Origin of the sequence: Frankia sp. CeD (assembly GCF_000732115.1) — a bacterium.
Taxonomy (GTDB): Bacteria; Actinomycetota; Actinomycetes; order Frankiales; family Frankiaceae; genus Frankia; species Frankia casuarinae.
Window position 1 is genome coordinate 157,391 of record NZ_JPGU01000004.1, and the last position, 26,804, is coordinate 184,194.

Here is a 26,804-nt window from a genome sequence, read left to right on the forward strand (position 1 = left end):
TGAAGCGACCCCGGCCCGCGAATACCGTTCGGCCCGTAGGCTTCGGTCGTATGTCACAGGTATGGCCCGGCAGCCCCTATCCCCTGGGCGCCACATACGACGGATCGGGCACAAATTTCGCGATCTTCTCCGAGGTCGCCGACCGGGTCCAGCTGTGCCTGTTCGACGACGCGGGCAACGAGGAGCGGATCGACCTGCGGGAACGGGACGCCTTCGTCTGGCACGCCTACCTTCCCACCGTGGGACCGGGCCAGCGCTACGGCTATCGGGTCCACGGGTCCTACGACCCCGCCCGAGGGCTGCGCTGCAACTCCACCAAGCTCCTCCTCGACCCGTACGCGAAGGCGGTCGACGGGGAGGTCGCCTGGGACCAGGCGGTGTTCCCCTACACCTTCGGCGNNNNCNNNNGCGTCAACGACGCCGACTCCGGCCCCCACATGATGAAGTCGGTGGTAATCAGCCCGTTCTTCGACTGGAACGGGGACCGCCCGCCACGCCGGCCCTACAACGAGTCGGTGATCTACGAGGCGCATGTCCGGGGGCTGACCAAGAACCATCCCGGCCTGCCGGAGGAGTACCGCGGGACCTACGCGGGAGTCGCCCACCCGGTGATGATCGACCACTATCGCAAGCTCGGCGTGACCGCGATCGAGCTGCTGCCGGTGCACCAGTTCGTCCATGACGAGCATCTGGTCAGCCGCGGGCTGCGCAACTACTGGGGCTACAACTCCATCGCGTTCCTGGCGCCGCACAGCGGCTACTCCGCCTCCGGCGGCCACGGCCGCCAGGTGCAGGAGTTCAAGGGAATGGTCAAGAACCTGCACGAGGCCGGAATCGAGGTGATCCTCGACGTCGTCTACAACCACACCGCCGAGGGCAACCACATGGGTCCGATGCTGTGCTTCCGCGGCATCGACAACAGCGCCTACTACCGGCTCGTGGACAACCGTCCCCAGTACTACATGGACTACACGGGCACCGGCAACAGCCTGCGGGTACGACACCCGCACGTGCTACAACTGATCATGGACTCGCTGCGTTACTGGGTCACCGACATGCACGTGGACGGGTTCCGGTTCGATCTCGCGGCGACCCTGGCCCGGGNGTTCTACGACGTCGACCGGCTGTCATCGTTCTTCGACCTCGTCCAGCAGGATCCGGTGGTCTCCCAGGTCAAGCTGATCGCGGAACCGTGGGACCTCGGCGAGGGCGGTTACCAGGTGGGGAACTTCCCCCCGCTGTGGACCGAGTGGAACGGTAAATACCGCGACACCGTCCGCGGCTTCTGGCGCGGGCAGGACCACGGGATCGCCGAGTTCGCCTCCCGGCTGACCGGATCGAGCGACCTGTACGAGAACAGCGGGCGCCGGCCGTGGGCATCGATCAACTTCATCACCGCGCACGACGGGTTCACCCTGCACGACCTGGTCTCCTACAACGAAAAACACAACGAAGCCAACGGCGAGGACAATCGGGATGGCTCCGACGACAACCGGTCGTGGAACTGCGGAGTCGAAGGGCCCACCGACGACCCGACCGTCCTGTCCCTGCGCGCCGCGCAGACCCGTAACCTGCTGACGACGCTGTTGCTGTCCCAGGGGGTGCCGATGCTGGTCGCCGGAGACGAGATGGGACGCACCCAGCAGGGCAACAACAACGCGTACTGCCAGGACAACCCGATCTCCTGGCTGGACTGGTCCGACGCCGAGCGCAACGCCGACCTGATCGAGTTCACCGGCATGCTGTCAAGGCTGCGCCATGATCATCCGATCTTCCGCCGCCGCCGGTTCTTCCAGGGCAAGTCGCTGCGCGGGCAGGGCGGCACGACGCACGGCGCGGCCGAGGCGGTCACCGGCGGGCAGGCGGGCGGCCAGGACGCGGACGGCAGTGGCGGGCGCTCCGGCGACGNCCCCGCCGTCAAGGACGACCCCGCCGTCAAGGACATCGCCTGGCTCCGCCCGGACGGCACGGAGATGTCCGACAGCGACTGGGAGTCCGGGACGGCGCGATCACTCGGCGTCTACCTCAACGGTGAGGGGATACCGGACCCCGACGCGCTGGGCCAGGCCATCATCGACGACTCGTTCCTGCTGTTCTTCAATGCCCACCATGAACCGGTCGGGTTCCAGGCGCCGGCGACCAGTTTCGGCAGTTCGTGGGAGATCGTCGTCGACACCCGGGCGTCGACGGCCGAGGTCGACGCCCGGCTCAGCGACACCGCGCTGCTCCACTCGGCCCTCGATCCCGCGAGCATGGGAAGGGCCGTGAAGGCCGGCGATCCCATCGAACTCGACGCCCGCTCGACCGTCGTGCTGCGCCGTGTCAGCTGACCCGACGCACCCCGACGGGGGGTACGGCGCCGACCGGGTGGTACCGACCGCCACCTACCGGCTCCAGCTCAACCTGGACTTCTCCCTCACCGATGCGGCGGTCGTCGTCCCCTACCTGGCCACGCTCGGCGTCTCCCACCTGTACCTCTCGCCCGTGCTGGAGGCCGCGCCCGGCTCGACCCACGGCTACGACGTCGTCGAGCACGGGCAGATCAATCCCGAGCTGGGGGGAGCCGGCGGGCTGCGCCGGCTCGTCGCCGCGTGCCGCAAGGCGGGACTCGGCCTGATCGTCGACGTCGTCCCCAACCACATGGCGATCGCCCCGGAAACGACGAACGCGGCCTGGTGGTCGGTGCTGCGCGAGGGACCCGAATCCCCCTACGCCAGCTGGTTCGACATCGACTGGGCCTCCCCCGACAACCCCGGCCGGGTGTTGGTGCCGATCCTGGGCGCCGGGCTCGCCGACTGCCTGGCGGCCGGGGAGATCTCCGTCGAACAGGACGAGGACGGCGACTGGGTCGTCGTCTACTACGACCACGTGCTGCCCGTCGCCGCGGGCACCGCCAACCCCGACGACGTCGCCGCGACCCTCGACGCGCAGTTCTACCGGCTGTGCTGGTGGCGGGTCGCCGCGACCGAGCTGAACTACCGGCGGTTCTTCGATATCACGACCCTGGCGGCGCTGCGCCAGGAGGACCCGGACGTGTTCGCCGCCACGCACCGGATTCTCATCGAACAGGTCCGCGCGGGGACCTTCGACGGGCTGCGCATCGACCATCCGGATGGGCTCGCGGACCCGGAAGATTACCTGCGCCGGCTGTCGGAGGCCACCGGCGGGGNGTGGACCGTCGTCGAGAAGATCCTGGAGGATGACGAGGCGCTGCCGGACACCTGGGCCTGCGACGGCACCACCGGCTACGAGGGGATCGGCCGGCTGACCCGGCTGTTTCTCGACCCGATGGCGGGTCATCCCCTCGCGGTGCTCTACGGCGAGATCACCCGTGCGGACCCCGACTACGAGGCCGAGGCGCGGGCCGCCAAGCTCGACGTCCTCGCGGGCGTGCTCCAGCCCGAGGTGGACCGGCTGACAAGCCTCGCGCTCGGGGAGGCCAGGGAGGCCCGGGCCGACCTCACCCGAACCGGTCTGCACGAAGCGATGTGCGAGATCCTCGCCGCCTTCGACGTCTACCGGGCCTACATCCGCCCAGACGGCACGCCGAGCCTGGAGGCCCGCGGGCACGTGGTCCGCGCCTGCGAGCAGGCCCGGTCCCACCTGCCGGGGCGGGCGACCGAGGTCGATCTCATCGAGGACCTGGCGCTGGGCGGGCCGGCCGAGTTCGTCGTCCGGTTCCAGCAGACCTGTGGGCCGGTGATGGCCAAGGGCATCGAGGACACCGCCTTCTACCGGTATGCCCGGCTGCTGGCACTGAACGAGGTCGGCGGCAACCCCGGCCGCTTCCCGGCGTTCACGACCGGGCACCCACGCAGCGCCGTCACCGAGTTCCACGAGGCGAACCTGTCGGTCCAGCGAAACTGGCCACTGACGATGACCACCCTGTCCACGCATGACACCAAGCGGTCGGAGGATGTGCGGGCCCGGCTCGCGGTGCTGTCTGAGGACCCCCGCGGCTGGGCCGAGGTGGCCGGCCGGCTCGCGCGGCTCGGGGAACGCCACCGCGACACCGAGCAGGGCTGGCCCGANCGGGTCACCGTCTACTTCCTGCTGCAGACCCTGGTCGGCGCCTGGCCGCTGCCCGCCGACCGGGCCACGCAGTACATGCTCAAGGCCGTCCGGGAAGCGAAGACCCACACGAGCTGGACCGACCAGGACCCCGGCTACGAGGCGGCCCTGACGAACTACATCGAGTCAGTGCTGGAGGACGACGAGTTCGTCGGCATCCTGGAGCGGTACGTCGCCACGCTGGTGGAGCTGGGCCGGCAGAACTCGCTGGCCCAGAAGCTGCTCCAGCTGACCATGCCGGGGGTGGCGGACGTGTACCAGGGCCAGGAGCTGTGGGATCTCTCCCTCGTCGATCCGGACAACCGGCGGGCGGTCAACTACGGTGACCGCACCAAGCTGCTCGCCGAGATCGGTGTGGAGTCGACCGCCGAGACCGGTGCGCCGCGGCGCCCGCCGACCCTCGACGACTCCGGCGCGGCGAAGCTGCTCGTCGTCGCCCGGGCGCTACGGACCCGCCGCGACCATCCCGAATGGTTCGGGGCGGACGCGATCTACCGGCCGCTGTGGGCCTCCGGCTCGGCCGCGGAGAACGTCGTCGCCTTCAGCCGGTCCGAGTCCGTCGTCACCGTGGTGCCCCGGCTTGTCCTCGGCCTGCGCCGCGGCGGCGGTTGGCGGGACACCACCATCCCCCTGCCCGAGGGACGCTGGACGGACGTGCTCACCGGCCGCAAGCACGACGGCGGCACCGCCTATGTGCTCCGGCTGCTACGCGACTTCCCGGTGAGCCTGCTCGTCCGCGCGTAGCACGCGGCAGGCCGGCCCCGGCCAACATCTGGTGGCCCGCGGCCGGGCTGGCAGGGGCGGCTCACGGCTGGGTCGCCTGCCTCTCACCGACCCTGAGCCAGACCGTTCAGCCGCCCGTGCGTTCCACCGCGCGTGCGGCAAGGTCCCGGCAGCCGCAAGATGGTCCCTAGGTCATGGCAAGACCCTGGTCCCAGGCTCCTGGCAAATGACATCGCGCACCGGCTCACGCCCGTCATGTTGCAATCCCTCGTAGGGATCATGAGGACCTGGTGGTGGCCCACCCGCCGGTTCGTCATGGTCATGTTGCAATCCCTCGTAGGGATCATGAGGACCCGAAAATCAACGCGCAGGTGGGACGGCGTGTCGTAGGCCCGGCGGAGGGGCGGGAGTGCAGCGAACCTCCGGTCGAACATCACGACAGCAAAATCATGGCATAACGGTGCCATACGATCAAGATGTGGAGGCATCGCGCGGCGGCTGCCCTCCCCTCCGGGGACTACCTCGCTGCCATCTCGCTGCCATCTCGGTGCCATCCGGCTCGGCATGCCGGGCAGCCGGGCGCCTTCGGCCGGGGACCGATGTCGTCACCATTGTCGCCGTCACGGCGTGTCCGACGGCTCTGGCAGGTAGACAAGACCGATGAGCACCCTGCGGCTGTGGGCCCCTGAGGCGAAGACGGTCAGCCTGGTCGTGGCGGGCTCCGCCGGCGACTCGACGCACGAGATGACCGCCGGGAAACGGGGGNGGNGGNGGGTCAACGTCCCGTCCGCGAAGCATGGCACGGACTACGCCTTCCTGCTCGACGACGGCAGCGAGGAGCTGCCCGACCCCCGATCGGCCTGGCAGCCGGGGCCGCTGGGGGTTCACGGCCGGTCGCGGCTGGTTGACCACTCGACCTTCCCCTGGACCGACGGGACCTGGCGGGGCATCGCGCTGGCCGGCAGCGTGCTCTACGAGCTGCACGTCGGGACGTTCACCCCGGAGGGCACCTTCGACGCGGCCATCGGCAAGCTCGACCATCTCGTCGAGCTCGGCATCGACGCCATCGAACTGCTGCCGGTCAACGCCTTCCCGGGCCGGCACGGCTGGGGTTACGACGGCGTCGGTCTGTTCGCGGTGCACGAGCCCTACGGCGGCCCGGACGGGCTCAAGCGCTTCGTCGACGCCGCGCACGCTCGCGGCCTCGGCGTGATCATGGACGTCGTCTACAACCATCTCGGTCCGGACGGCAACTACCTCGGCCGCTTCGGGCCCTACTTCACCGACCGCTACAGCACTCCGTGGGGCCCCGCGGTCAACCTCGACGCCCCCGGCTCCGACGAGGTCCGCACGTTCATCATCGACAGCGCCCTGTCCTGGCTGCGCGACTACCACTGCGACGGGCTGCGTCTCGACGCCGTCCACGCCTTTCAGGACAGCCGGGCACTGCACCTGCTGGAGGAGATCGCCGAGGCGGTCCACCGGCTCGGCGCCCAGCTGCGCCGCCCGCTGTTCGCCGTCGCCGAGTCGGACCTCAACGACCCGAAACTGGTCGCCGCACCCGAGGCCGGCGGGTACGGCCTGGACGGGCAGTGGTGCGACGACATCCATCACGCGCTGTGGGCAACCCTGTCCGGCGAACGGCAGGGGNACTACGGGGACTTCGGTTCGATCTCGACCCTCGCCCACGCGCTGACCAGTGGGTTCGTCCACGACGGCGGCTACTCGACGTTCCGCGGGCGCTCCCACGGCCGGCCGATCCCCCCGACCACGCCCGCCTACCGGTTCGTCACCTTCCTGCAGAACCACGACCAGATCGGCAACCGGGCCGCCGGCGACCGGGCGTCAGCCACGCTCAGCGACGGCCTGCTCCGGATCGGTGCGGCCCTGCTGCTCACCTCGGCGGTCACCCCGATGCTGTTCATGGGCGAGGAGTGGGGTGCCCGCACCCCCTGGCAGTACTTCACCGACCACACCGCCCCCGGGCTGGGGGACGCGGTGCGGGAGGGTCGGCGCGCCGAGTTCGCCGCCCACGGCTGGGAGCCGCAGGACGTTCCCGATCCCCAGGACCCGGCGACCTTCCAGCAGTCGAAACTCGACTGGTCCGAACCAGGCCGGGAGGGTCACTCCGACCTGCTGGACTGGCACCGCCGGCTGATCGCGCTGCGTCGCCGGCTGCCGGCGCTGACCGACCCGGCGTGGTCCTCGGTCGCGTGCACCTTCGACGAGGAGGCCCGCTGGCTGGTGGTCCGTCGCGGCGACGTGGCGATCGTCGTGAACCTGGCCGCCGAACGGCAGGCCGTCCCCCTCGACGGCGTCCCGTTCGACGCCCCGGCCGCATCCGCCCACGGGTTCACCTACATGCCGGGACGGGTGGAACTCGACGGCGAGTCGGTCGTGATCATCCGCCTGCTCCCCCCGGTCGAGCCGACCGCTGGCTGACCTGTCCGCGCACCAGCCCTCAGCGCACCAGCCGTCAGCGCCGGGTGTGGTCCCTGGACAGCACGAAATAGAGTCCGCCCAGCACCGCCAGCCCCACCAACAACACCATGACGAGCAGCACGACGTAGGTTCCCATGCACCCATGGTCGCAGGCCTCGGCACAACCGCCAGCGGGTCGTCCACGCCCGGAACGGCGAACAGATACTCCGGCCGGTCCGGCGTCCGGACCGCAGGCTCCGACACCCCACTCGGGTGCGTCAGCCGCACGTTCGGGCCGCCGCACCCGGCCGGGTGCGTCAGCCGGGCAGCATCCCGGCGACGCGGCCCGCGGTGTCGTTCCCCGCCGCGGCGTCCCGGGCCAGCGCGCTCAGCCGGGACATGGCCCGCTGGTACTTCTTGCGATGCGGCCCGGCGAGCAGCTCCGCTCCGAACAGCTCCCCGAAGGGCACGCCGGAGGCCACGACCGGGATCGACCGGTCGTAGAGCCGGTCGGCGAGGACCACCACCCGCAACGCCACCGCCTGATCCTCGACCGGCACGACCCGGTGCAGGCAGACCAGGGTGACCCCGGCCACGAGCGCGCCGTACCGGGAGGGGTGCAGCCCGGCGAGGTGCTCGCACAGCGCGGCGAATCCGTCCTCGGTCGCCCCCTCCACGGCAGCCGCCCGCGCGCCGACCTCGTCGTCGGTACACGGCGGGGGCGCGGCCGGAAGACCCCGGTGCCGATAGTCCTCCCCGTCCACCCGGAGGATGTCGAAGCTGGCCGCCAGACCCTGGATCTCACGGCGGAAGTCGGCGGCGGCGAACCGACCGGCACCGAGGTCCTCCGGCTGGGTGTTGCTCGTCGCGGCCAGGTGGACNCCGGCCTCGACGAGCCGAGTCAGCAGGCTGGACACCAGCACCGTGTCGCCGGGATCGTCGAGCTCGAACTCGTCGATCGCGACCAGGCGCAGGCCCGCGAGGGCCCGCGCGGTCGCGGCGAATCCCAACGCGCCGACCAGGGAGGTCAGTTCTACGAACGTGCCATACGCCTTCGGACCGGGCACGGCGTGCCACAGCGAGGCGAGCAGGTGGGTCTTACCGACGCCGAAGCCGCCGTCGAGGTACACCCCCGGCCGCATTCCGGACGGACCGGCGCTTCCGGAACGGCGCGGGCCCGATCCGAACGGACCCGACACCCCCGTCCCCCGGGTCAGGAGCCCGCACAGGCCGCCCTTCCCAGAATGGCCCGCATACCTGGAACGGCTGGAACGGCTGGAACGATCTGAACGGCTGGACCGCCCGGACGAGGCGGTCAACCGGTCGGCGAACGCGGACAGCGCCATGACCGCGGCGGCCTGGCTCGGCTCGGCCGGATCGGGCAGGTAGCCGGCGAACCGGACCGCGTCGAACCGGGGCGGCGGGACGAGCGCCGCGACCAGGTCCCCGGGCGGCACAATCGGCCGGCGATCGACGAGACGCTGCGCCACCCGCCCAGCGTACGGAGACGCCCGTACCCGCCGTCCCGGCCCGCGGTATCGCGGCCGACGTCACAACGACCGCGATACCACAACGGTTGATCGGCCCCGGGCCGGCCATGGGCTCGCCGCCGACCTGGGTTCGCCGCCGATCGGATGACCAGCACCGTCGCCCGTTACAGTCGGCCCGGTGCGACGTATCTTCCCGGTTCCACCCCCGTTCGCCGGTTCCGCGGGGGCCGCCGGGGCGGTGGCCCCCGGAAAGGCCGCGGCGACCACAGACGCCGCAGCGACCACAGACTCCACGGCCGCGGCGGGCGCCGGGCTCGCGAGGAAGGCCATCGAGGACATCGAGGCCGTCGAGGACATCGAGGACATCGATCTCGACGAGGTGTACGCCTACCCCCCGTCCGCCGCGCATACCCCCTACATCCGGGCAAACTTCGTGGCCTCGGTCGATGGGGCCGCCGAGGTGGGCGGCCGCTCGGGCCCCCTGGGCGGGGAAGCCGACCTGCGGGTCTTCCGGTTGCTGCGCTGGCTCAGCGACGTGGTGCTGGTCGGTGCCGGCACTGCCCGGACGGAGAACTACGGGCCGGTGGTCATCCCGCCCGAACGGAGGGAGCGGCGCGTCGCCGCGGGGCTCGCGGCGGTGCCCCCGATCGCGGTCGTGACCGCGACGGCGGGCTTCGACCCGGGTGCCCGGCTGTTCCGCGGGGAGATCCGACCGGTGCTACTGACCTGCGAGACCGCGCCCCTCGATCGGCGCCGGCGGCTGGCGGCGGTCGCCGACATCGCGATCTGCGGCGGCAGCGCCGTTGAACCCGACCTCGCCGTCCGGGCCCTGGCGGAACGGGGAATGACCCGCATCCTCACCGAGGGCGGTCCGCTGCTGCACTCCCAGCTCGCCGCGGCGGGTCTCCTCGACGAGCTGTGCCTGACGATCGCCCCGGTACTGGCCGGACCGGGCCGACTCGGGATCATGAAAGGCGAGCCGTGGCCGGCACCGGCCGCGCTCACCCTGACCCAGATCCTCGCCGAGGACGACGTCCTGTTCCTGCGTTACCGGCGCTGAACCGGCGTTACCGGCGCTGAACCGGCACCGGCGTCATCCACAGGCGGCCGAACCGGCACCGGCGTCATCCACAGTCGCGTCGCCGCGCGGGCGCGGGCGGGCGGGCCGCTGTTAGCGTCGCCACCGGTAAACCTGATCACGATCTGGGTGGTGTGCGCATGACGGTGCCCGAGGGACGTCGCGCGACGGTGGCCGTCGCCCTGACCCAAGCCCGGCGTGCCCGGCTGGACGTAGCCGCCGCGCTGGAGCGGATCTCGGCGGTCGGTGCCGAGGCCTGGGAGGGTCGTCAGGCCGAGGTCTGGCAACGCCGGATGCGGCGGCTCGCGGCGGAGGCGGCCATGGCCCTCGATCGGTGCGTGCAGGCCTGCGAGACAGCGTTGCAGGTCCGCGAGACAGCGTTCGCCCCGGCGGGCCCCGGCGGGCCGCGGAAGGTCGGCTGACGCGCATGCCCGGACCAAGCGACCGGGTGCTCGTCGACCCCGACCGGATGCGTGTGCTGGTGTCCAGCGTGGCCGAGGCCGGGGATCTGCTGCGCTCCTGGTCCCGCTCCCTCGTCGCGGCGTTGACGGATGCCGGGTTGCCGCCCACCCCGGCGGAACGGCTCGGCGCGCTGGAGGACGAAGTCAAGGCCGAGGTCACCATGCTGCGGCGCCGGCTGCGTCTCGCCGAGGGTGTCGACGACGGGATCGGCATCACGATCAGGCCGACATCAGCCCCGCTTCGGCGGCCGGTGCACCGCGAGGCGCCGGGCATTCCTGGTACCTCCGAGGCGCCCCGCGCCTCCGAGCAGGCCGTGGCCGCCGGACGGGCGTTGGCGCACTCGCTGCGGGGGGACGAGCCGGACCGGCACGGATCAGGCCGGCACGGAACGGGCCGGGGCGGAACGGGCCGGGGCGGAACGGGCGGAAACGCCTCAGGCATGGTCACCCCGCGTGACGCGCTGACCGTGCTGCGGTCCCGGATGAACGATCCGGACTTCGTCCTGGGCTTTCACGACGCGCTGGGACCCGACGGGCTCGCGCGGCTGCTCTACCGGGTGGAGGGACTGTCGCGGGGGCCGATGGTCCACCGTCCACCCGAACCGCTCGGCTTCGACCGGCGGGAGGCCGAACGGATCCTCGGCGCCACCCTGGCCTCCTACAGCCACCGGCGAACTCTCGACGCCGCCTGGCTCGGTCGGTTCAACACCGCCGGGAGGACCGACACGGCCGAGACGGTCCTACTGACCCCCCTGCTCGCCTCGGCCCGCCTCGACAGTGCGCTGCTAGACCGGCTGGGCCGGATGGCCTTCGGACCGGGTGACCGACCGGGTAACGGACCAGGTGACGCCGCGGTCGCCCCGTCGGCGCCGCACGACGTCGGCCTGCTCGCCCCCGCCGCGGCCGGGCCCACGAGCCGGGGCCGACCGACCGTCACCGACTACCAGGGGGTGCTGCTGGACGCCATCGCCGCGACCCCGGCGCTGGCCGCCCGGTTCGCGGCGGACCACATCGACACCATCCTGCGCGGCGCGGCCGTGCTCGCCCTTCCGCTGCCGGTGGATCTCGCGACGGCCCGATCCCTGGAAGATGCCTGGATCCGGCTGGTGGCCGCGGCGGGAAGCCAGGAGAGCCGCCGTGCCGATCCGCGGGCCTCGGCCTCGTTCGTCTCCCGGCTGGCCGGGGCCGTCCAGGCGACCGGTGACCGGCCATTGCTCCTCCGGCTGCGGGCGGCCCTCGTCCCGGCGCTACGGACCTATCGGGACGAGCTCTACGACGCCGTCACCGCCGTGGTCCCCGGTCCCACGGTGGACCCGCAGGCCGGGGCCGCGGCGGCGCAGTCCGCNCTGGTCGAGCTGATCCCGCTCGAGGCGTGGGAGTCGCTGTTGCGGGAGTGCCTGCGCGGCGGGGCGCTGGCCGGTCTGCTCGCCCAGGATGTCACGACCTACGGTCTTCGTCTCGACGACCAGGTGGCCGCCTCGGTCCAGGGCTGGAAAACGGCCCCCGGCGGGTATTCGTCGAGCCCCCTGGCATTGGGCTACCTGCGGGTCGAACGCGCGCAGGCGTTCTTCGCCGGCGCCCTCGCCGATGCGACCGAGGCGGTGCTGCGCGAGCATGCCGACGCGGTCGGCGCCCACCGCCGGCAGCAGGCGGTGCTGCTCGACGTGCTCGGGGAGGTGGGCAAGTCCATCGATCCGACGAACCCACCGGGCACCTTCGTCCATCTGGGCGTCGGGGTCACCGTGGAGATGATCGAGGCCTGGATCCGGGCCCGTTACAGCGACCTGCCGNCCNCCCGCCCCGCCCAGGTCGTCGCGGACCTGCGAGACGCCTCCCGGGTCCTGCCCGGCTGGGCGGCGGCCTACGAGACCAGCGCCCGCCGGCTCTGGGCCCGCCGGGATCGTGACCCGCTCCGGCCGATCGCGGTGGCCCCCGCCGGCGGGCCGTGCCGCGTCTACACCGGCGATCCGAGGGCCGACGGGTTCATCACCTCGCCGGCGGAGAACTTCCTCGACGCCTCGGGGAATCCGCGTCCGTCCGCGCGGATGACGCCGACCCAGCGGCGTGCCTATGCCGCCTGGCTCGCGAGCCCGGCGATGGTCGCGAACAACGACCGCATCTCGTTCCTCGACGGCCGGGCCGGCAGCCGGGGATCCTCCCTGCCACCGGACTGGGGGCGGCGGCCGGGCTGACCCGGCCCCCGGCTCTCCCCGTCGCCACCGGCTAGATGATCATCCCGGCGCCGAGAGTGGTCCCGGTCGACTCGTCGATGAGCAGCACGCTGCCGGTGTTCCGGTTGCGGCGGTACAGGTCGTAGCACAGCGGGGACGTCGTCCGCAGGGCGATCCGGCCGATGTCGTTCAGACCCAGCGTCTCGACGGTCTCGTCGCGGTGCAGGGTGTCGATGTCGACGCGGTAGCAGATGTCGGTGACCATCGCCCGTACCGAACGGGTGGTGTGCTTGATCCCGATCCGGGCCCGGCGGCGCAGCGGGGCGTCGACCATCCAGGAGACCATCAGGTTGAGTTCCTGGCCGACGGTCGGCTGGTTCATCGGCCGGGCGATCATGTCGCCCCGGGAGACGTCCAGATCGTCCTCGAGCCGGATGGTCACCGACATCGGCGGGAAGGNCTCGTCAACCGGGCCGTCGAACGTGTCGATGCCGACGATCCGCGTGGTCAGCCCGGAGGGCAGGACGACGACCTCGTCGCCGGGCTTGAGCACCCCGCCGGCGACCTGACCGGCGTACCCGCGGTAGTCGTGCAGGTCGTCGTTCCGCGGCCGGACCACCCACTGCACCGGGAAGCGCACATCGATGAGGTTGCGGTCGGAGGCGATGTGGAGCTCCTCCAGGTGGTGCAGCAGCGAGCTGCCCCCGTACCAGGGAGTGCTCGGCGACCGGGAGACCACGTTGTCCCCGCCCAGCGCGGAGATCGGGATCGTCGTGACGTCGACGATCTCCAGTTNCGCCGCGAAGTGCCGGAACTCCTCCTTGATCTTCTCGAAGACGTCCCGATCGAAGTCGACGAGGTCCATCTTGTTCACACAGAGCACCAGATGGGGCACGCGCAGCAAGGACGTCAGGAAGGCGTGCCGGCGGGTCTGCTCGACGACCCCCTTGCGCGCGTCGACGAGCAGCAGCGCGAGGTCGGCGGTGGACGCGCCGGTGACCATGTTGCGGGTGTACTGCACGTGCCCGGGGGTGTCAGCGAGGATGAACGACCGCCGGGGCGTGGCGAAGTAACGGTACGCGACGTCGATCGTGATGCCCTGCTCCCGCTCGGCCCGCAGACCATCGGTGAGCAGCGCGAGGTCGACGTAGCCGTCGCCGCGCTCCCGACTGGTCCGCTCGACCGCGGCGAGCTGGTCGGAGAACAGCGACTTCGTGTCGTAGAGGAGCCGCCCGATCAGGGTCGACTTCCCGTCGTCGACGGACCCCGCCNTCGCGACCCGCAGCAACTCGGCCATCAGAAGTACCCCTCCCGCTTACGGTCCTCCATCGCCGCCTCGCTGACCCNGTCGTCAGCCCGGGTCGCGCCGCNTTCGGTGAGCCGGGTGGTGGCCACCTCGGCGATGACCTCCTCGACGGTCGCCGCGGTTGACTCGACCGCTCCGGTGCAGGTGATGTCGCCCACCGTGCGATAGCGCACCTGCCGGGGCGCCGCCGTCTCACCGGCCAGGGGGCGGGTCAGCGGCGTGACCGCCAGCAGCATGCCGTCACGCTCGAACACGTCCCGGCGATGCGCGTAGTAGATGGAGGGGATCTCCAGCCGTTCCTGGGCGATGTACCGCCAGATGTCGAGCTCGGTCCAGTTCGACAGCGGGAACACCCGGATGTGCTCACCGGGGCGGTGCCGGCCGTTGTAGAGCGACCACAGCTCGGGGCGCTGGTTCTTGGGGTCCCACTGGCCGAACTCGTCCCGGAAGGAGTAAACTCGCTCTTTGGCCCGCGCCTTCTCCTCGTCCCGGCGCGCGCCGCCGAACACCGCGTCGAACTTGTTGTCGGCGATGGCGTCGAGCAGCACCGGTGTCTGTAGCTGGTTACGCGAGGCTCCCGGACGGGTGTCTTCGGTGAGCACGCCCTCGTCAATGGCGGCCTGGACGGAACCGACCACCAGGNGGGNGGCGAGCNCCGCCGCCCGCCTGTCCCGAAACTCGAGGACCTCGTCGAAGTTGTGCCCGGTGTCGATGTGCAGCAGGGGGAACGGCAGCTTCGCGGGCCAGAAGGCCTTCTGCGCGNCCCGGAGCATGACGATCGAGTCCTTCCCGCCGCTGAACAGCAGGGCGGGACGCTCGAACTCCGCGGCCACCTCGCGGAAGATGTGGACGGCCTCGGCCTCAAGCATCTGCAGCTGGGTGAGCTCGTAACCCATCACCGGCACGCGAAACCCCCCGTCGAGGCGATGTGTCCCACCAAAGTAGCGGACACGGCGGCCCTGCCGGCGGTTTCGGCGGCATTACGCCCCTCACGGTGGACCCACATCCACGACCGACGCCATCCAGAACAACCATGGATCGACAATCGCCACCCTCCGCGGCCGCTCCGAGCGCACTCCGCAGGCACGCGCCTCAACCGCCGGAGCCCCCCGCGGCGCCGATCGCCCGGAGAACCTCCGATGCCCAGCTCGCAGCACAGATGACCAGGTCGGGCAACAGCGGGTCGGGCTGGTTGTACCGCAGCGGCGAGCCGTCCAGCCGGCTGGTGTGCAGCCCCGCCGACCGCGCGACCGCCACCGGGGCGGCGGAGTCCCACTCGTACTGGCCGCCGGCGTGCAGGTAGATCTCGGCTTCCCCGCGGATGACGGCGCCGGCCTTCGCACCGGCCGAACCCATCGGGACGATGGTGGCGCCCAGTGCCTCCGCGACCTCCGTGACCAGCTGTGGGGCCCGGGTCCGGCTGACCACGATCCGTGGCGGACGCGCCCCGGCCAGCTGCGGCGGCAGCCCGCCCGCGCTGGACAGCGTCAACCCGAGCGCCGGCAGCGCCACCGCGCCCGAGACGAGCTCGCCGGCCTGCCAGAGCGCGACATGCACCGCCCAGTCCGACCTGCCGGGTTCGGCGAACTCGCGGGTGCCGTCCAGGGGGTCGACGATCCAGACCCGCTCCGCGGACAGCCGCGCGACGTCGTCAACGCCCTCCTCGGACAGCACAGCGTCCCGCGGGCGGTGCCGCGCCAACGCCCGGGTCAGGAGCTGATGCGAACGCGCGTCCCCGGCGTCACGCAGGGTCGCGGGTTCGGCGAACCCGACCTCCTCCCTGATCCGCAACAGCAGTTTGCCGGCGTCCGTGGCCAACCGTCGGGCCAGGACGTCGTCATCGAGTTCGTCGGTCGCGATGTCGACCGGCACGGTGGACGGCGGGCGGGTGTCATCGGTGTTCATTGGGATGGAGTCTGTCACCAGCTACCGTCGCAAGTGTGAGTACCACCTCCCATCCCGCCCCCGATCCTGATCACCACCCCAGGTCCGGTGCCAACGGTGCCGCCGGTGTGACCGGCGGATCTGGCAAGTCCGGCGGGTCCGGACCAACCCCCGTCCTGGCGACGCCGGCCCGGGGCGCGGAGCTGACGGCCGCGTCGGTCGCCTGGCCGTCGCTGACCCTGCGCCCGACCCAGCTCGCCGAGCTGGAACTGCTGCTGCTCGGTGCCTTCGGGTCGGAACCCGGTTATCCCGAGGACCCCGAGATCAACGGCGTGCCGGTGCCGACCCTCGTCGTCGGCGCGGCCGAGGCCGAGGCACTGACACCGAGTTCCACGGCGGCCCTGCGGGACACCGAGGGAGTGATGATCGCGGCGCTGCACCTCCGAACGACCATTCCCCTGCCGGACCAGCCGGGGGGGCCGGACGGACCCCGGGTCCGGCTAGTCGGCACGGTCGAGGGCATCCGGCTGCCCCACCACCCCGATCATCCCGGCCTGCGGCTCACCCCGGCCCAGGTCCGGGCCGAGCTGCTCGCCCGAGGCTGGATCAGCCTCGAGGCGGGTTCCGGCGCGTGCTGGGCGGNGTGGGCGGACGGCCTGCTCCACACGGCGGACGTGGGCCGGATCCGGGCGCTGACCCGGCAGGGCAAACGGTGTGTCGTCCNCGCCCCGGTGGGTGGCGCCGATCCCGCGGACGCCGAGCATCACCTGCGGGTCCGTTGCCTGCTCGCCGCTCTCAAGGCGGTTGACGCCCCGTTGCGGGCCGCCGAGGCGACGCTCTCCTCGGAGGCGCTCGCCGCCGACGCGATCAGCCCGCCGGGTGTTGCCGGCCGGCGGTCGGAACCGCCGCCAGACCCCTACCGGCGGCCGAAAGCCGGCGAGGCGGGAACGCCGGAGCACCGCAGCCTGCTGGTCCTCGTTCCGGTCATCCCGTCGGAGGCGCTGGCCACCCCCCGCGAACCGGGCATGAGCGCGACGGTCCTGAAAACATCCGCGAAACCGAGCGACGCGGCGGCAGGGGTACCGGGCCCGGCCACGGCCGTGACGCCCGCCCCCCCAGCGCCGACGGACCTGGCGGACATCGCGTGGGCGGCGGCGGGCGCGGCCTGGACAGGCGTGGAGACGGCGGCGAGCTCCGCCGACGAACTGGCGAAACTCGCCGCCCAGCGGGCGCATCTGGCCAGCTTCTACGGCCTGACCGGCAGCCTCATCGGGCCGGCGATCGGGGCACCCGGGCGGATGGAGCTGGCCTCGCTGCTCGACGCTGGCAACCCGATACCGGCCGAACTGACCCCGCCGACGGTGGCCGCGGAGCTCTCCCGCGCCATCCCACCACGTTCGAAGCGGGGCCTGACCGTGTTTCTCACCGGGCTGTCCGGCTCCGGGAAGTCGACGCTGGCCGGCCTGCTCGTCTGTCGACTGCTGGAATACGGCGGACGCCGGCTCACTTTGCTCGACGGGGACGTCGTGCGGACCCACCTGTCCCAGGGACTGGGATTCTCCCGCGCCGACCGCGATATCAACGTCCGACGGATCGGCTTCGTCGCGGCCCAGGTCGCGGGAGCCGGAGGCACCGCGGTGTGCGCGCCGATCGCGCCGTACGCCGACGTGCGCGCCCAGGTCCGGGGGATGGTCCGGGCCGCAGGCGGCGGATTCGTGCTGGTACACGTGTCCACACCGCTGGAGGTGTGCGAGGCGCGGGACCGCAAGGGGCTCTATGCCAAGGCGCGCGCAGGCGTCCTGCCCGCCTTCACCGGCGTGTCCGATCCGTACGAGACGCCGACCGACGCCGACGTCACGGTGAACACCGCGGAGCTCTCCGCCGAGGACGCCGTGGACCGGATCATCGACCACCTACGCCACGCCGGCTGGCTGACTAGCTGATCATGCGGGCCCCCTAATACGCCCCCTCGCGACGCAGCACGGCGAACACGGTGCGCCAGAGGATGACGAAGTCCATCGCCAGTGACCAGTTCTCGACGTAGCGCAGGTCGAGACGGACCGACTCGTCCCATTCGAGGTCCGACCGGCCGCTGATCTGCCACAGGCCGGTCAGCCCCGGCTTCACCATCAGCCGGCGGTGCACGTCGTCCTCGTAGCGGGCGACCTCCGACGGCAGCGGCGGACGCGGCCCCACCAGCGACATCGTGCCGCCCAGCACGTTGAACAACTGCGGCAGCTCGTCGAGCGACCACTTGCGCAGGAACTTCCCGACCTTGGTGATCCGCGGGTCGTCACGCATCTTGAACAGCAGCCCCTCGGCCCGCTCGTTGCGCGACTCCAGCTCCGCCTTGCGCGCCTCCGCGTCGACGTACATCGACCGGAACTTGTACATCGTGAAGTGCTCACCACCCCGCCCCACCCGGATCTGCTTGAACAACGCCGGGCCGCGGCTGGTCAGGCGCACCGCGAGCCCGAGACCGAGCAGCAGCGGGGAGAACAGCAGGATGATCGTTCCGGCCACGCACCGGTCGAAGACCATCTTCATCACCCGACGGGTACCGGTGAGCTCCGGCTCCTCGATGTGCNCAAACGGTGTGTCGTCCTCGCCCCGGTGGGTGGCGCCGATCCCGCGGACGCCGAGCATCACCTGCGGGTCCGTTGCCTGCTCGCCGCTCTCAAGGCGGTTGACGCCCCGTTGCGGGCCGCCGAGGCGACGCTCTCCTCGGAGGCGCTCGCCGCCGACGCGATCAGCCCGCCGGGTGTTGCCGGCCGGCGGTCGGAACCGCCGCCAGACCCCTACCGGCGGCCGAAAGCCGGCGAGGCGGGAACGCCGGAGCACCGCAGCCTGCTGGTCCTCGTTCCGGTCATCCCGTCGGAGGCGCTGGCCACCCCCCGCGAACCGGGCATGAGCGCGACGGTCCTGAAAACATCCGCGAAACCGAGCGACGCGGCGGCAGGGGTACCGGGCCCGGCCACGGCCGTGACGCCCGCCCCCCCAGCGCCGACGGACCTGGCGGACATCGCGTGGGCGGCGGCGGGCGCGGCCTGGACAGGCGTGGAGACGGCGGCGAGCTCCGCCGACGAACTGGCGAAACTCGCCGCCCAGCGGGCGCATCTGGCCAGCTTCTACGGCCTGACCGGCAGCCTCATCGGGCCGGCGATCGGGGCACCCGGGCGGATGGAGCTGGCCTCGCTGCTCGACGCTGGCAACCCGATACCGGCCGAACTGACCCCGCCGACGGTGGCCGCGGAGCTCTCCCGCGCCATCCCACCACGTTCGAAGCGGGGCCTGACCGTGTTTCTCACCGGGCTGTCCGGCTCCGGGAAGTCGACGCTGGCCGGCCTGCTCGTCTGTCGACTGCTGGAATACGGCGGACGCCGGCTCACTTTGCTCGACGGGGACGTCGTGCGGACCCACCTGTCCCAGGGACTGGGATTCTCCCGCGCCGACCGCGATATCAACGTCCGACGGATCGGCTTCGTCGCGGCCCAGGTCGCGGGAGCCGGAGGCACCGCGGTGTGCGCGCCGATCGCGCCGTACGCCGACGTGCGCGCCCAGGTCCGGGGGATGGTCCGGGCCGCAGGCGGCGGATTCGTGCTGGTACACGTGTCCACACCGCTGGAGGTGTGCGAGGCGCGGGACCGCAAGGGGCTCTATGCCAAGGCGCGCGCAGGCGTCCTGCCCGCCTTCACCGGCGTGTCCGATCCGTACGAGACGCCGACCGACGCCGACGTCACGGTGAACACCGCGGAGCTCTCCGCCGAGGACGCCGTGGACCGGATCATCGACCACCTACGCCACGCCGGCTGGCTGACTAGCTGATCATGCGGGCCCCCTAATACGCCCCCTCGCGACGCAGCACGGCGAACACGGTGCGCCAGAGGATGACGAAGTCCATCGCCAGTGACCAGTTCTCGACGTAGCGCAGGTCGAGACGGACCGACTCGTCCCATTCGAGGTCCGACCGGCCGCTGATCTGCCACAGGCCGGTCAGCCCCGGCTTCACCATCAGCCGGCGGTGCACGTCGTCCTCGTAGCGGGCGACCTCCGACGGCAGCGGCGGACGCGGCCCCACCAGCGACATCGTGCCGCCCAGCACGTTGAACAACTGCGGCAGCTCGTCGAGCGACCACTTGCGCAGGAACTTCCCGACCTTGGTGATCCGCGGGTCGTCACGCATCTTGAACAGCAGCCCCTCGGCCCGCTCGTTGCGCGACTCCAGCTCCGCCTTGCGCGCCTCCGCGTCGACGTACATCGACCGGAACTTGTACATCGTGAAGTGCTCACCACCCCGCCCCACCCGGATCTGCTTGAACAACGCCGGGCCGCGGCTGGTCAGGCGCACCGCGAGCCCGAGACCGAGCAGCAGCGGGGAGAACAGCAGGATGATCGTTCCGGCCACGCACCGGTCGAAGACCATCTTCATCACCCGACGGGTACCGGTGAGCTCCGGCTCCTCGATGTGCAGCAGCGGCAGCCCGGCCACCGGACGAATCGAGATCCGCGGCCCGGTCACGTCGGTCAGCGCCGAGGAGACCAGCACGTCGACGTCGCTGCCCTCCAGCGTCCACAGCACCCGGCGCAACGTCTCGCCGTCCATCTGCGGACTGATGGCAACCGTGGTGGCGTACGTCGCCCGGATGGCCGTGTGCAGGGTTTCCGAGGTGCCGACGATCGGCACCCCGAGCAGGTCGAACCCACTGCGTTCCGGGGAGTCGTGACTGTGCCGGCCGGGCGAGCGGTCGAGCACGACACCGACGACCGNCCAACCCGACGTCGGATCCCGCTGGGCCAGCCGGACCAGGGTGGCAGCCGACTCCCCGGCCCCGACCACGAGCACCCGGTGCAGGCAGCGGCCCGCCCGGCGCATCCGGTGTAGGAGGCCGCGGCCGACGACCCGACCCACCATGGAGAACAGGGTCGCGGCCGGGAAGGCGATCAGCACGTAACTACGGGCGATCTCCGCCTTCGTCGCGTACGAGGCGATGGCCACCGCCGCGGTGAACCGGGCCGCCGTGTTGACCACCCGCCGGAACTCCTCCGACCCGCCACCGAGGAACCGGCTCTCGTAGGCCCGGTTCAGGGACATCGCCAGCACCCAGGCGAGCGGCAGCAGAACCGTCATGAGGATGTACGGCTTGGAGGACACCGGCTGGGTGCCGAAGTCGACCAGGTCGCCGAATCGCACGAAATACGCGAGCCCCGCTGCCACCACGCAGGCGGCCGCGTCGAACAGGACAAGCAGCCGGACGTAACGCCGTTCCCAGGTCACCTGAGCGCGGTAGCCGCCCGTCTCGACGGCGGCCGGGCTCACCCTCCCCGCGCTGTGCCGCCCGCCGGGCCCGGTGGCCGTGCGGCTCGGCGGTGCGCCGGCGGGCCGGCCGGCCGTTCCCGCCGGCGCGTCCGGCGGGAACGGCATCCCCTGCCCGCCGCGGGTGCGCGGAACGAAGTTCGACCCAGCGGTCGCGCGCGTGCCGCCGGACACCGTCTCCGTCACTCGTGGTCCCCCCCAGCACCGCGACGGTGCGCGTTGACGACACCGACCGGACCCGGCCGAATGGACTGGCCCAGTGGCGCCGGCACGTGCCCGAGCCCGAACGAGGATCCGAGCGGGCCCGGAGGTGTCATCGTCCTCCCCGTTCGGCGGCCCGCGGCACCCCTCGCTCAGACAGCCACGAATTCATCCCTCGGTGGTACATCGACCGGACCTCCAGCGATCTNCCCCCCGCCACTGACTGTGGGCCATCCCGAACGACGAGCCGAACGCACGCATCATCCAGGTCCCGCTGGAGTGTGTCGGCACACACCGGAGCGAACTGGAGTACCGGACGCCGACACGGGTGGCGCTCCGTGGTCACGGGGGCAACGTTACCGGCTGCGCCAAGACGATTTACCAGCGGCCCGGCCAGGCGATGGCGGCGTGGCGCCCCGACCGCCGACCGTGGCGATGGCGTGATCCGTGCGTTTATGGCGACTCACAGTAACAGAGATGCGGTCGTCGGGCAGCGACCGCCATGACGAACCTTCCGAGTCGACGAACCTTCCAAGTCCGCCCACCGATGCGGACATGACGGACACCATCGACCCACGGACGCCTGACGCATACACTGCGCACACAAACAGCGGCGATAATGCTACTCTGCGTTATGGATCGCGGGTCTCGACTCGGGATCCGTCGGCTGCCCGCCCCCGCGGGCGCCGGGGGGTGGGGCTGTGCGATCCGGCGCGCCCCGTGCGACGTCGCCGACGTGATATCGCCGGGGTGATGTCCCCGGGATTGATGTCACCTGGAGTGATTGCCGCCCGGGTGAGGCCGGTGAGCACAGTCACGGGACGGTCGGCGCCTGCCGGACGGGTGGGGGCGCCCAGGCAGGCGCCGGCTGCCGTCCCGGTCCTCCGCCGGTCTACCCGGCAGCCAGCCGCCTCAGGGCAGGGCGGTGACGACGTCCGCCAGCGGCTTGCGGGCACCGGTGTAGAACGGCGTCTCCAGCCTGGTGTGCCGTCGCGCCGCGCTGGCCCGAAGGTGCCGGATGCAGTCGACGATCCGGTGCAGCTCATCCGCCTCGAAGGCGAGCAGCCACTCGTAGTCGCCCAGTCCGAACGAAGCCACCGTGTTGGCCCGGACGTCCTCGTACTCCCGGCCCATGATCCCGTGCTCGGCTAGCATCCCGCGCCGTTCATAGTCCGGCAGCAGGTACCACTCCAGCGAGCGGTTGAACGGGTAGACGCAGAGATAACCGCGGGGGTCCTCCCGCCGGACGAAGGCGGGGATGTGGTTCTGGTTGAACTCCGCCGGCCGGTGCAGGCCGACCGCCGACCACACCGGACGCAGGTGCCCGCCCAGGGCCGTCCGCCGGAACCGCTGGTAGGTCTCCTGCAGCAGGTCCGGGTCCGGGCTCGTCCACCAGACCATCAGGTCCGCATCGGCCCGGTAGCCCGAGATCTCGTAGACACCGCGGGTGTAGACGTCCTTGGCCAGCGCCCCGTCGAGCAGGGCGGTCGCCTCGTCGATCAGCGGGGTCCGCTCGGCGGGTAGCGGACGGTCGGCCGCGAAGACCGACCATCCCGTGTAGAGCAGCTCCGCGTTGAGTTCGCGGGCCGATTTCGTAGACTCCGACATTCCCAGCCTCCTTCACCGGCGGCCGGACGCGGTCCGGGCCGGTGCACGTGATCAGATTCCCGGGCCCACCGGATCGGCCGGACTGCCCTGCGCCGTCCGGGTAGCCCTCAGCACCGCGTGCGCGGCGGTCTCCCCCGACCGGATGCAGGCCGGGATGCCTACACCGTCGTATCCCGCGCCGGCGAGGGCGATCCCCGCTGGAAGCCCCCGGCGCACCGCGGCGATCCGGTTGAGATGACCCGGCAGGTACTGCGGGAGCGCCCCGCCCCAGCGACTCACCCGGGTCGCTACCGGCCGACCGGACAGGCCGGTGATCTGCGCGATCTCCGCCGCCGCCACCCCGGCGAGCTCCACATCCCCGCGCTGCAGGTNCTGTTCGGCACCGGCGCGGCCGATGCTCGCCCGCACCACCGTGAGCCGGTCGGAGCCCAGGTGCGGCCACTTGGCGGACAGGAAGGTGGCCGCCTTCACCGCGGTGCCCGCCCGGGCGGGCACGAGGAATCCGCTGCCGGGTGGCGGCGCGGCGTCCCGGTAGACCAGCGTCACCAGGCCGACCGAGGCGTAGGGCACGCCGGCAAGCGGGGCGGAGGCATGCGGGGCCAGCGGCGCCAGCAGGGCGCGGGCCACCCCGGCAGGCACCGCGAGGATCACGGCGTCGGCCTGGAACGGCCCGAGGGCGTCCGCGCCGCCCACCCGGTCACAGTTGACCTGCCAGCCGCCCGCGGTCTTCGCGATCGAGCGGACGAGCACCCCGGTGCGCACGGTGGCGCCGGACTGCGCCGCCACTCGCGCCGCGAAGGAGCCCAGCCCCCCCCGAAGCGTGGCGAACAGCGGCGCCGTCGAGGTCGTCGTCGCGGGTCCGGTACGGGCCCGCACCCGGTGCGCGCCGAGGAGCAGCGAGCGGTCCTCGGCGAAGATGGGGACGAGCTGGGGCACGGTCGCCCGCAGCGACAGCGCGTCGGCCCGGCCCGCATACACCCCCCCGAGCAGCGGATCCACCAGCAGGTCGACGACTTCGCGCCCGACCCGCGTGCCGACGTAGCGACCGACGGTCGGATCGTCGGCGAAACGCGTCCGCGGCAGCACCAGGTCGGCGGCGGCCCGCACCAGCCCCCACGGGGACAGCACCCGCGAGCGGAGCAGGCCGAGGACGTCGGTCGGCACTCCGAGCAGGGTGTTCGGGGGGATGGGATGCAGCCGGCCGCGGATCCACAGTGAGGCTGACGTCGTGGCCGGATGCACGATCTCGTGCCCGAGCCCGATCTGCCGGGCCAGGCGGAGTCCGTCGGGAACCCGGGCGAGGAAGGACTCCGCGCCCTCTTCGACGTCCAGACCCTCGATCGGGGTGGTACGCAGCTTGCCACCGACCCGGTCCGCCGCATCGAGGACGGTCACTTCGGCGTGCCCGGCCAAGGCGCGGGCGGCCGAGAGCCCGGCGATACCCCCACCGACGATCACAACCCGCACGTTCCTGCCGCCCTTCACGTTGAGTGGTGCCGCCCGCCAGCTTTCACCATCGGGCCGGTGCCAGTGAACCGGCCCGNTGAAGGCGGATCATCCGCCGTGGATCATCCGCCGTGGACAAGGTCGGCGACGTGCGCGAGCACGCCCGGATCGGTCTGCGGCAGCACCCCGTGGCCGAGGTTGAACACGTGCCCCTCTGCCTCGGCCCCGCGGGCGCAGACGTCGCGCACCTTGGCGGCGAGCACCGGTTCGGGGGCGAAGACCGCGGTCGGGTCGAGGTTTCCCTGCACGGCATGACCGGGCCCGATCCGCCGGGCGGCCTCGTCGAGAGGGACCCGCCAGTCGACGCCGACGACGTCCGCACCCGCCTGGCCCATCGCGGCGAGCAGCTCACCGGTGTTCACACCGAAGTGGATGCGCGGCACCTCACCGGCGAAGGCCGCCAGCACCCGAGCGCTGTGCGGCGCGACGTAGCGACGGTAGTCCGCCTCGTCCAGCGCCCCGGCCCAGGAGTCGAACAGCTGCAGCGCGTCAACGCCGGCATCCACCTGGACGCGCAGGAAGGCGGTGGTGATGTCGGCGAGCCGGGCCAGCAGGGCGTGCCAGAGCTTCGGTTCGCTGTACATCAACGCCTTGGTGCGGGCGTGGTCGCGACTCGGTCCGCCCTCGATGAGGTAGCTCGCGAGGGTGAACGGCGCCCCGGCGAACCCGATCAGCGGGGTTGAACCCAGCTCGGCCAGCAGGAACCGGACCGCGTCGGCCACGTAGGGAACGTCGTCCGGCTCCAGTGCACGCAACGCGGCGAGCCCGACGGCGTCCCGCACGGGCTCGGCCACCACCGGTCCGATCCCGGCGACGATGTCGATGTCGAGGCNGATCGCGACCAGGGGCACCACGATGTCGGAGAAGAAGATCGCCGCGTCCGGCCGGAACCGGCGTACCGGCTGGAGCGTGATCTCCGTGATCATCTCGGCGTCCCGGCAGGAGTCGAGCATGGCGACTCCCGCGCGCAGGGCCCGGTACTCGGGCAGGACCCGCCCGGCCTGACGCATGAACCACACCGGCGTGGTCCCGGGGTGCTCCCGTCGACAGGCACGCAGGAAGGGCGCGGTGTCGGCCAGGCCGGGCCGCCGGGCGAGCGCTGCACCGCTCGGCGGGGGCGAGACGCCACCCGGCCCGGATCCGGGTCGCGCGTCAACGTGGAGGACAGGCATGGGTCGATCGTTGCACGCCTGTGGGAGGTGTGGGAGGACGGCCGTAGCGGGATGGGCCACCACACGGGCCTGACGGCTCCCAGCGGCGAGGACCGGGGAGTACGAACCGGAACGTTGCACATCCGCTATCTTCTACTCTGAGTAGAAGAACTTCCAGGTTCAGCCGGTGTCGGGCGCTCCCGCCCGTCGAGGCCGCGCTCGGCGGACGGGGACGAACGATCGAGCGGACGTGACGAATCCCGCGGTCGCCGTGGCACGGCCACGGCGCGTCCCGGGTCCCGGAGCGCCAAGGCGCCCGAACAGTGGAACACCTCAGTGTCATCTGCTACGCCGTCTGCTACTACACCGTCTGCTACTACACCGTCTGCTACGACGCCATCTGCTACGACGAGGAGTCACCGATGACCGGTCGTGCCCCGAGCGGCGCCTTCCAGCCCCTTGCCCTGGCCCGCGTCGTCTCGCTCGCCGAGGCGTCGTCCTTCCTTCTGCTGCTCGTCGCGACCGCGATCAAATACGGTGCCGGCTACCCGATCGGCGTGCGGATCCTCGGCCCGATCCACGGCGTGCTCTTCCTCACCTATTGCGCCCTCATCGGCTACCTCTCGATGGTCGGGCGCTGGCGCCGTAAGCGGACCGTACTCGCGCTGATCGCCGCGGTGCTGCCTGTCGCCCCGTTCTTCGTCGAGCGGCACTGGCTGCGCGGCGACGCCGTCCGGCTGGGCAACGCGGAGCCGGCACGCCCCACCTCGAAGCCGGCCGGCCAGGCGGGCTGAGCCTGGGACCGGCCCGACCCCACCGGCCCACAGACCGGGCGATCCGCCCCGCACCGCCCCGAGACGGGCTCACGCGACACGCCGGAGAGAATGCACGGACATCCGCTCGTCCCGTGGCACCGTCAGTCCGGTCGGAATTGGGGTAGAGGGTGCGCGTCATCCCGCGNTCCTCTCCCTCCGGCCGTGGCGAATGGCGCGCGATCCGTGGTTATGCGCCCACCACGATCCAACGGGACGCATCACGGGCAGACGTGCGCGGGGAGTGGTGGTCGAGTGGAACAGGTCCGGATGAGCGCCGAGGATCACATCGTTCTCGTCTGCATCGCATGCCGCGACGAGCGCATCTTCGAGCAACCTCCGTGCTCCGACGGGCACGGTGACGACTGCCCGGAGTGGGCCTGCACCTCCTGTGGCACCGCGGTGCTGGTCGGGCCGGCCCCCGCGGAGCGGCCGACGACCCGGCCGAGGCCCGTGCGCGAGACCCCCGCAGTCCGAGATCTCCGCGGCCGCGATCGTGCCGCCGCGCGGATCCCGGCGTGAGCCTGCACAGTTCCGCCCCTCAGCCGGGGTACTCCGGACACCGGCTCACCGGTTCCCGCCCGCACGCAACGGGACCGAACCCGTA

At 71.7% G+C, this 26,804-nt stretch carries 15 protein-coding genes and 3 pseudogenes; 9 read left to right on the forward strand and 9 right to left on the reverse strand.

Annotated features, from left to right (window positions below; all coding sequences use genetic code 11):
* The first annotated feature begins 50 nt into the window (after positions 1–50).
* From glgX to treZ, 3 genes and pseudogenes are all read left to right on the forward strand, one after another.
* Positions 51–2,330: pseudogene (gene glgX / locus CED_RS04790) on the forward strand (glycogen debranching protein GlgX).
* A complete protein-coding gene (gene treY / locus CED_RS04795) occupies positions 2,320–4,815 on the forward strand; it encodes a malto-oligosyltrehalose synthase (protein ID WP_235186889.1) in 2,496 nt (831 codons plus the stop codon). Before glgX ends, treY begins: the two are co-directional and overlap by 11 nt.
* Positions 4,816–5,454: 639 nt before the next feature.
* Positions 5,455–7,236, forward strand: a complete 1,782-nt coding sequence (treZ, locus tag CED_RS04800) for a malto-oligosyltrehalose trehalohydrolase (protein ID WP_035908776.1) — start codon at positions 5,455–5,457, stop codon at positions 7,234–7,236.
* Positions 7,237–7,532: 296 nt separating this feature from the next.
* Here treZ and zapE read toward each other — a convergent pair whose 3' ends face one another.
* Positions 7,533–8,705 carry a cell division protein ZapE gene (zapE, locus tag CED_RS04805; RefSeq protein ID WP_011435789.1) on the reverse strand — a complete coding sequence of 391 codons (1,173 nt, stop codon included), beginning with the start codon at positions 8,703–8,705 and terminating at the stop codon, positions 7,533–7,535.
* A gap of 178 nt (positions 8,706–8,883) precedes the next feature.
* Here zapE and CED_RS04810 point away from each other — a divergent pair, with 178 nt between their 5' ends.
* Together CED_RS04810 and CED_RS04815 are read left to right on the forward strand one after the other, a co-directional pair.
* On the forward strand, positions 8,884–9,765 hold the full coding sequence (locus CED_RS04810) for a pyrimidine reductase family protein (protein ID WP_049760862.1): 882 nt from the start codon (positions 8,884–8,886) through the stop codon (positions 9,763–9,765).
* 158 nt (positions 9,766–9,923) lie between these two features.
* Complete coding sequence (locus CED_RS04815) at positions 9,924–10,205, forward strand: hypothetical protein (protein ID WP_011435787.1); 282 nt, start codon at positions 9,924–9,926, stop codon at positions 10,203–10,205.
* A 2,262-nt stretch (positions 10,206–12,467) separates the two neighbouring features.
* Here the strand turns inward: CED_RS04815 and CED_RS04825 are convergent.
* The 3 genes from CED_RS04825 to CED_RS04835 all read right to left on the reverse strand — a co-directional run bounded on the left by CED_RS04825 (position 12,468) and on the right by CED_RS04835 (position 15,626).
* Positions 12,468–13,712, reverse strand: coding sequence for a sulfate adenylyltransferase subunit 1 (locus tag CED_RS04825; protein ID WP_035908778.1), 1,245 nt, complete (start codon positions 13,710–13,712; stop codon positions 12,468–12,470).
* Positions 13,712–14,617, reverse strand: a complete 906-nt coding sequence (cysD, locus tag CED_RS04830) for a sulfate adenylyltransferase subunit CysD (RefSeq protein ID WP_035908856.1) — start codon at positions 14,615–14,617, stop codon at positions 13,712–13,714. The genes CED_RS04825 and cysD overlap by 1 nt, the downstream gene beginning before the upstream one ends.
* A gap of 196 nt (positions 14,618–14,813) precedes the next feature.
* A complete protein-coding gene (locus tag CED_RS04835; protein ID WP_023840932.1) occupies positions 14,814–15,626 on the reverse strand; it encodes a 3'(2'),5'-bisphosphate nucleotidase CysQ in 813 nt (270 codons plus the stop codon).
* A 35-nt stretch (positions 15,627–15,661) separates the two neighbouring features.
* Between CED_RS04835 and cysC (CED_RS04840) the strand changes: the two genes are divergently transcribed.
* The gene (gene cysC, locus CED_RS04840; RefSeq protein ID WP_035908779.1) at positions 15,662–17,548 is read left to right on the forward strand and encodes an adenylyl-sulfate kinase; all 1,887 of its coding nucleotides are present in this window, start codon (positions 15,662–15,664) and stop codon (positions 17,546–17,548) included.
* 13 nt (positions 17,549–17,561) lie between these two features.
* Here cysC (CED_RS04840) and CED_RS25020 read toward each other — a convergent pair.
* Positions 17,562–18,200 (reverse strand): annotated as a pseudogene (locus CED_RS25020) (exopolysaccharide biosynthesis polyprenyl glycosylphosphotransferase); the annotation flags it as partial.
* Positions 18,201–18,233: 33 nt separating this feature from the next.
* On the opposite strand from CED_RS25020, the pseudogene cysC (CED_RS04850) reads away from it, so the two are divergent.
* Positions 18,234–19,430, forward strand: a pseudogene (cysC, locus tag CED_RS04850) (adenylyl-sulfate kinase); the annotation flags it as partial.
* Positions 19,431–19,443: 13 nt separating this feature from the next.
* Here cysC (CED_RS04850) and CED_RS04855 read toward each other — a convergent pair.
* From CED_RS04855 to hemE, 4 genes are all read right to left on the reverse strand, one after another.
* Positions 19,444–21,105, reverse strand: coding sequence for a sugar transferase (locus tag CED_RS04855; protein WP_200875364.1), 1,662 nt, complete (start codon positions 21,103–21,105; stop codon positions 19,444–19,446).
* Between the two features lie 927 nt (positions 21,106–22,032).
* A complete protein-coding gene (hemQ, locus tag CED_RS04860; RefSeq protein WP_011435779.1) occupies positions 22,033–22,728 on the reverse strand; it encodes a hydrogen peroxide-dependent heme synthase in 696 nt (231 codons plus the stop codon).
* A gap of 51 nt (positions 22,729–22,779) precedes the next feature.
* On the reverse strand, positions 22,780–24,195 hold the full coding sequence (gene hemG / locus CED_RS04865) for a protoporphyrinogen oxidase (protein WP_035908865.1): 1,416 nt from the start codon (positions 24,193–24,195) through the stop codon (positions 22,780–22,782).
* Positions 24,196–24,296: 101 nt separating this feature from the next.
* Positions 24,297–25,406, reverse strand: a complete 1,110-nt coding sequence (hemE, locus tag CED_RS04870; protein WP_035908781.1) for a uroporphyrinogen decarboxylase — start codon at positions 25,404–25,406, stop codon at positions 24,297–24,299.
* A 302-nt stretch (positions 25,407–25,708) separates the two neighbouring features.
* Between hemE and CED_RS04875 the strand changes: the two genes are divergently transcribed.
* The gene (locus tag CED_RS04875) at positions 25,709–26,179 is read left to right on the forward strand and encodes a DUF3817 domain-containing protein (protein ID WP_011435776.1); all 471 of its coding nucleotides are present in this window, start codon (positions 25,709–25,711) and stop codon (positions 26,177–26,179) included.
* A gap of 288 nt (positions 26,180–26,467) precedes the next feature.
* Positions 26,468–26,719 (forward strand): hypothetical protein, encoded by a 252-nt coding sequence (locus tag CED_RS04880; RefSeq protein ID WP_023841679.1) that lies wholly within the window; start codon positions 26,468–26,470, stop codon positions 26,717–26,719.
* Positions 26,720–26,804 lie beyond the last annotated feature (85 nt).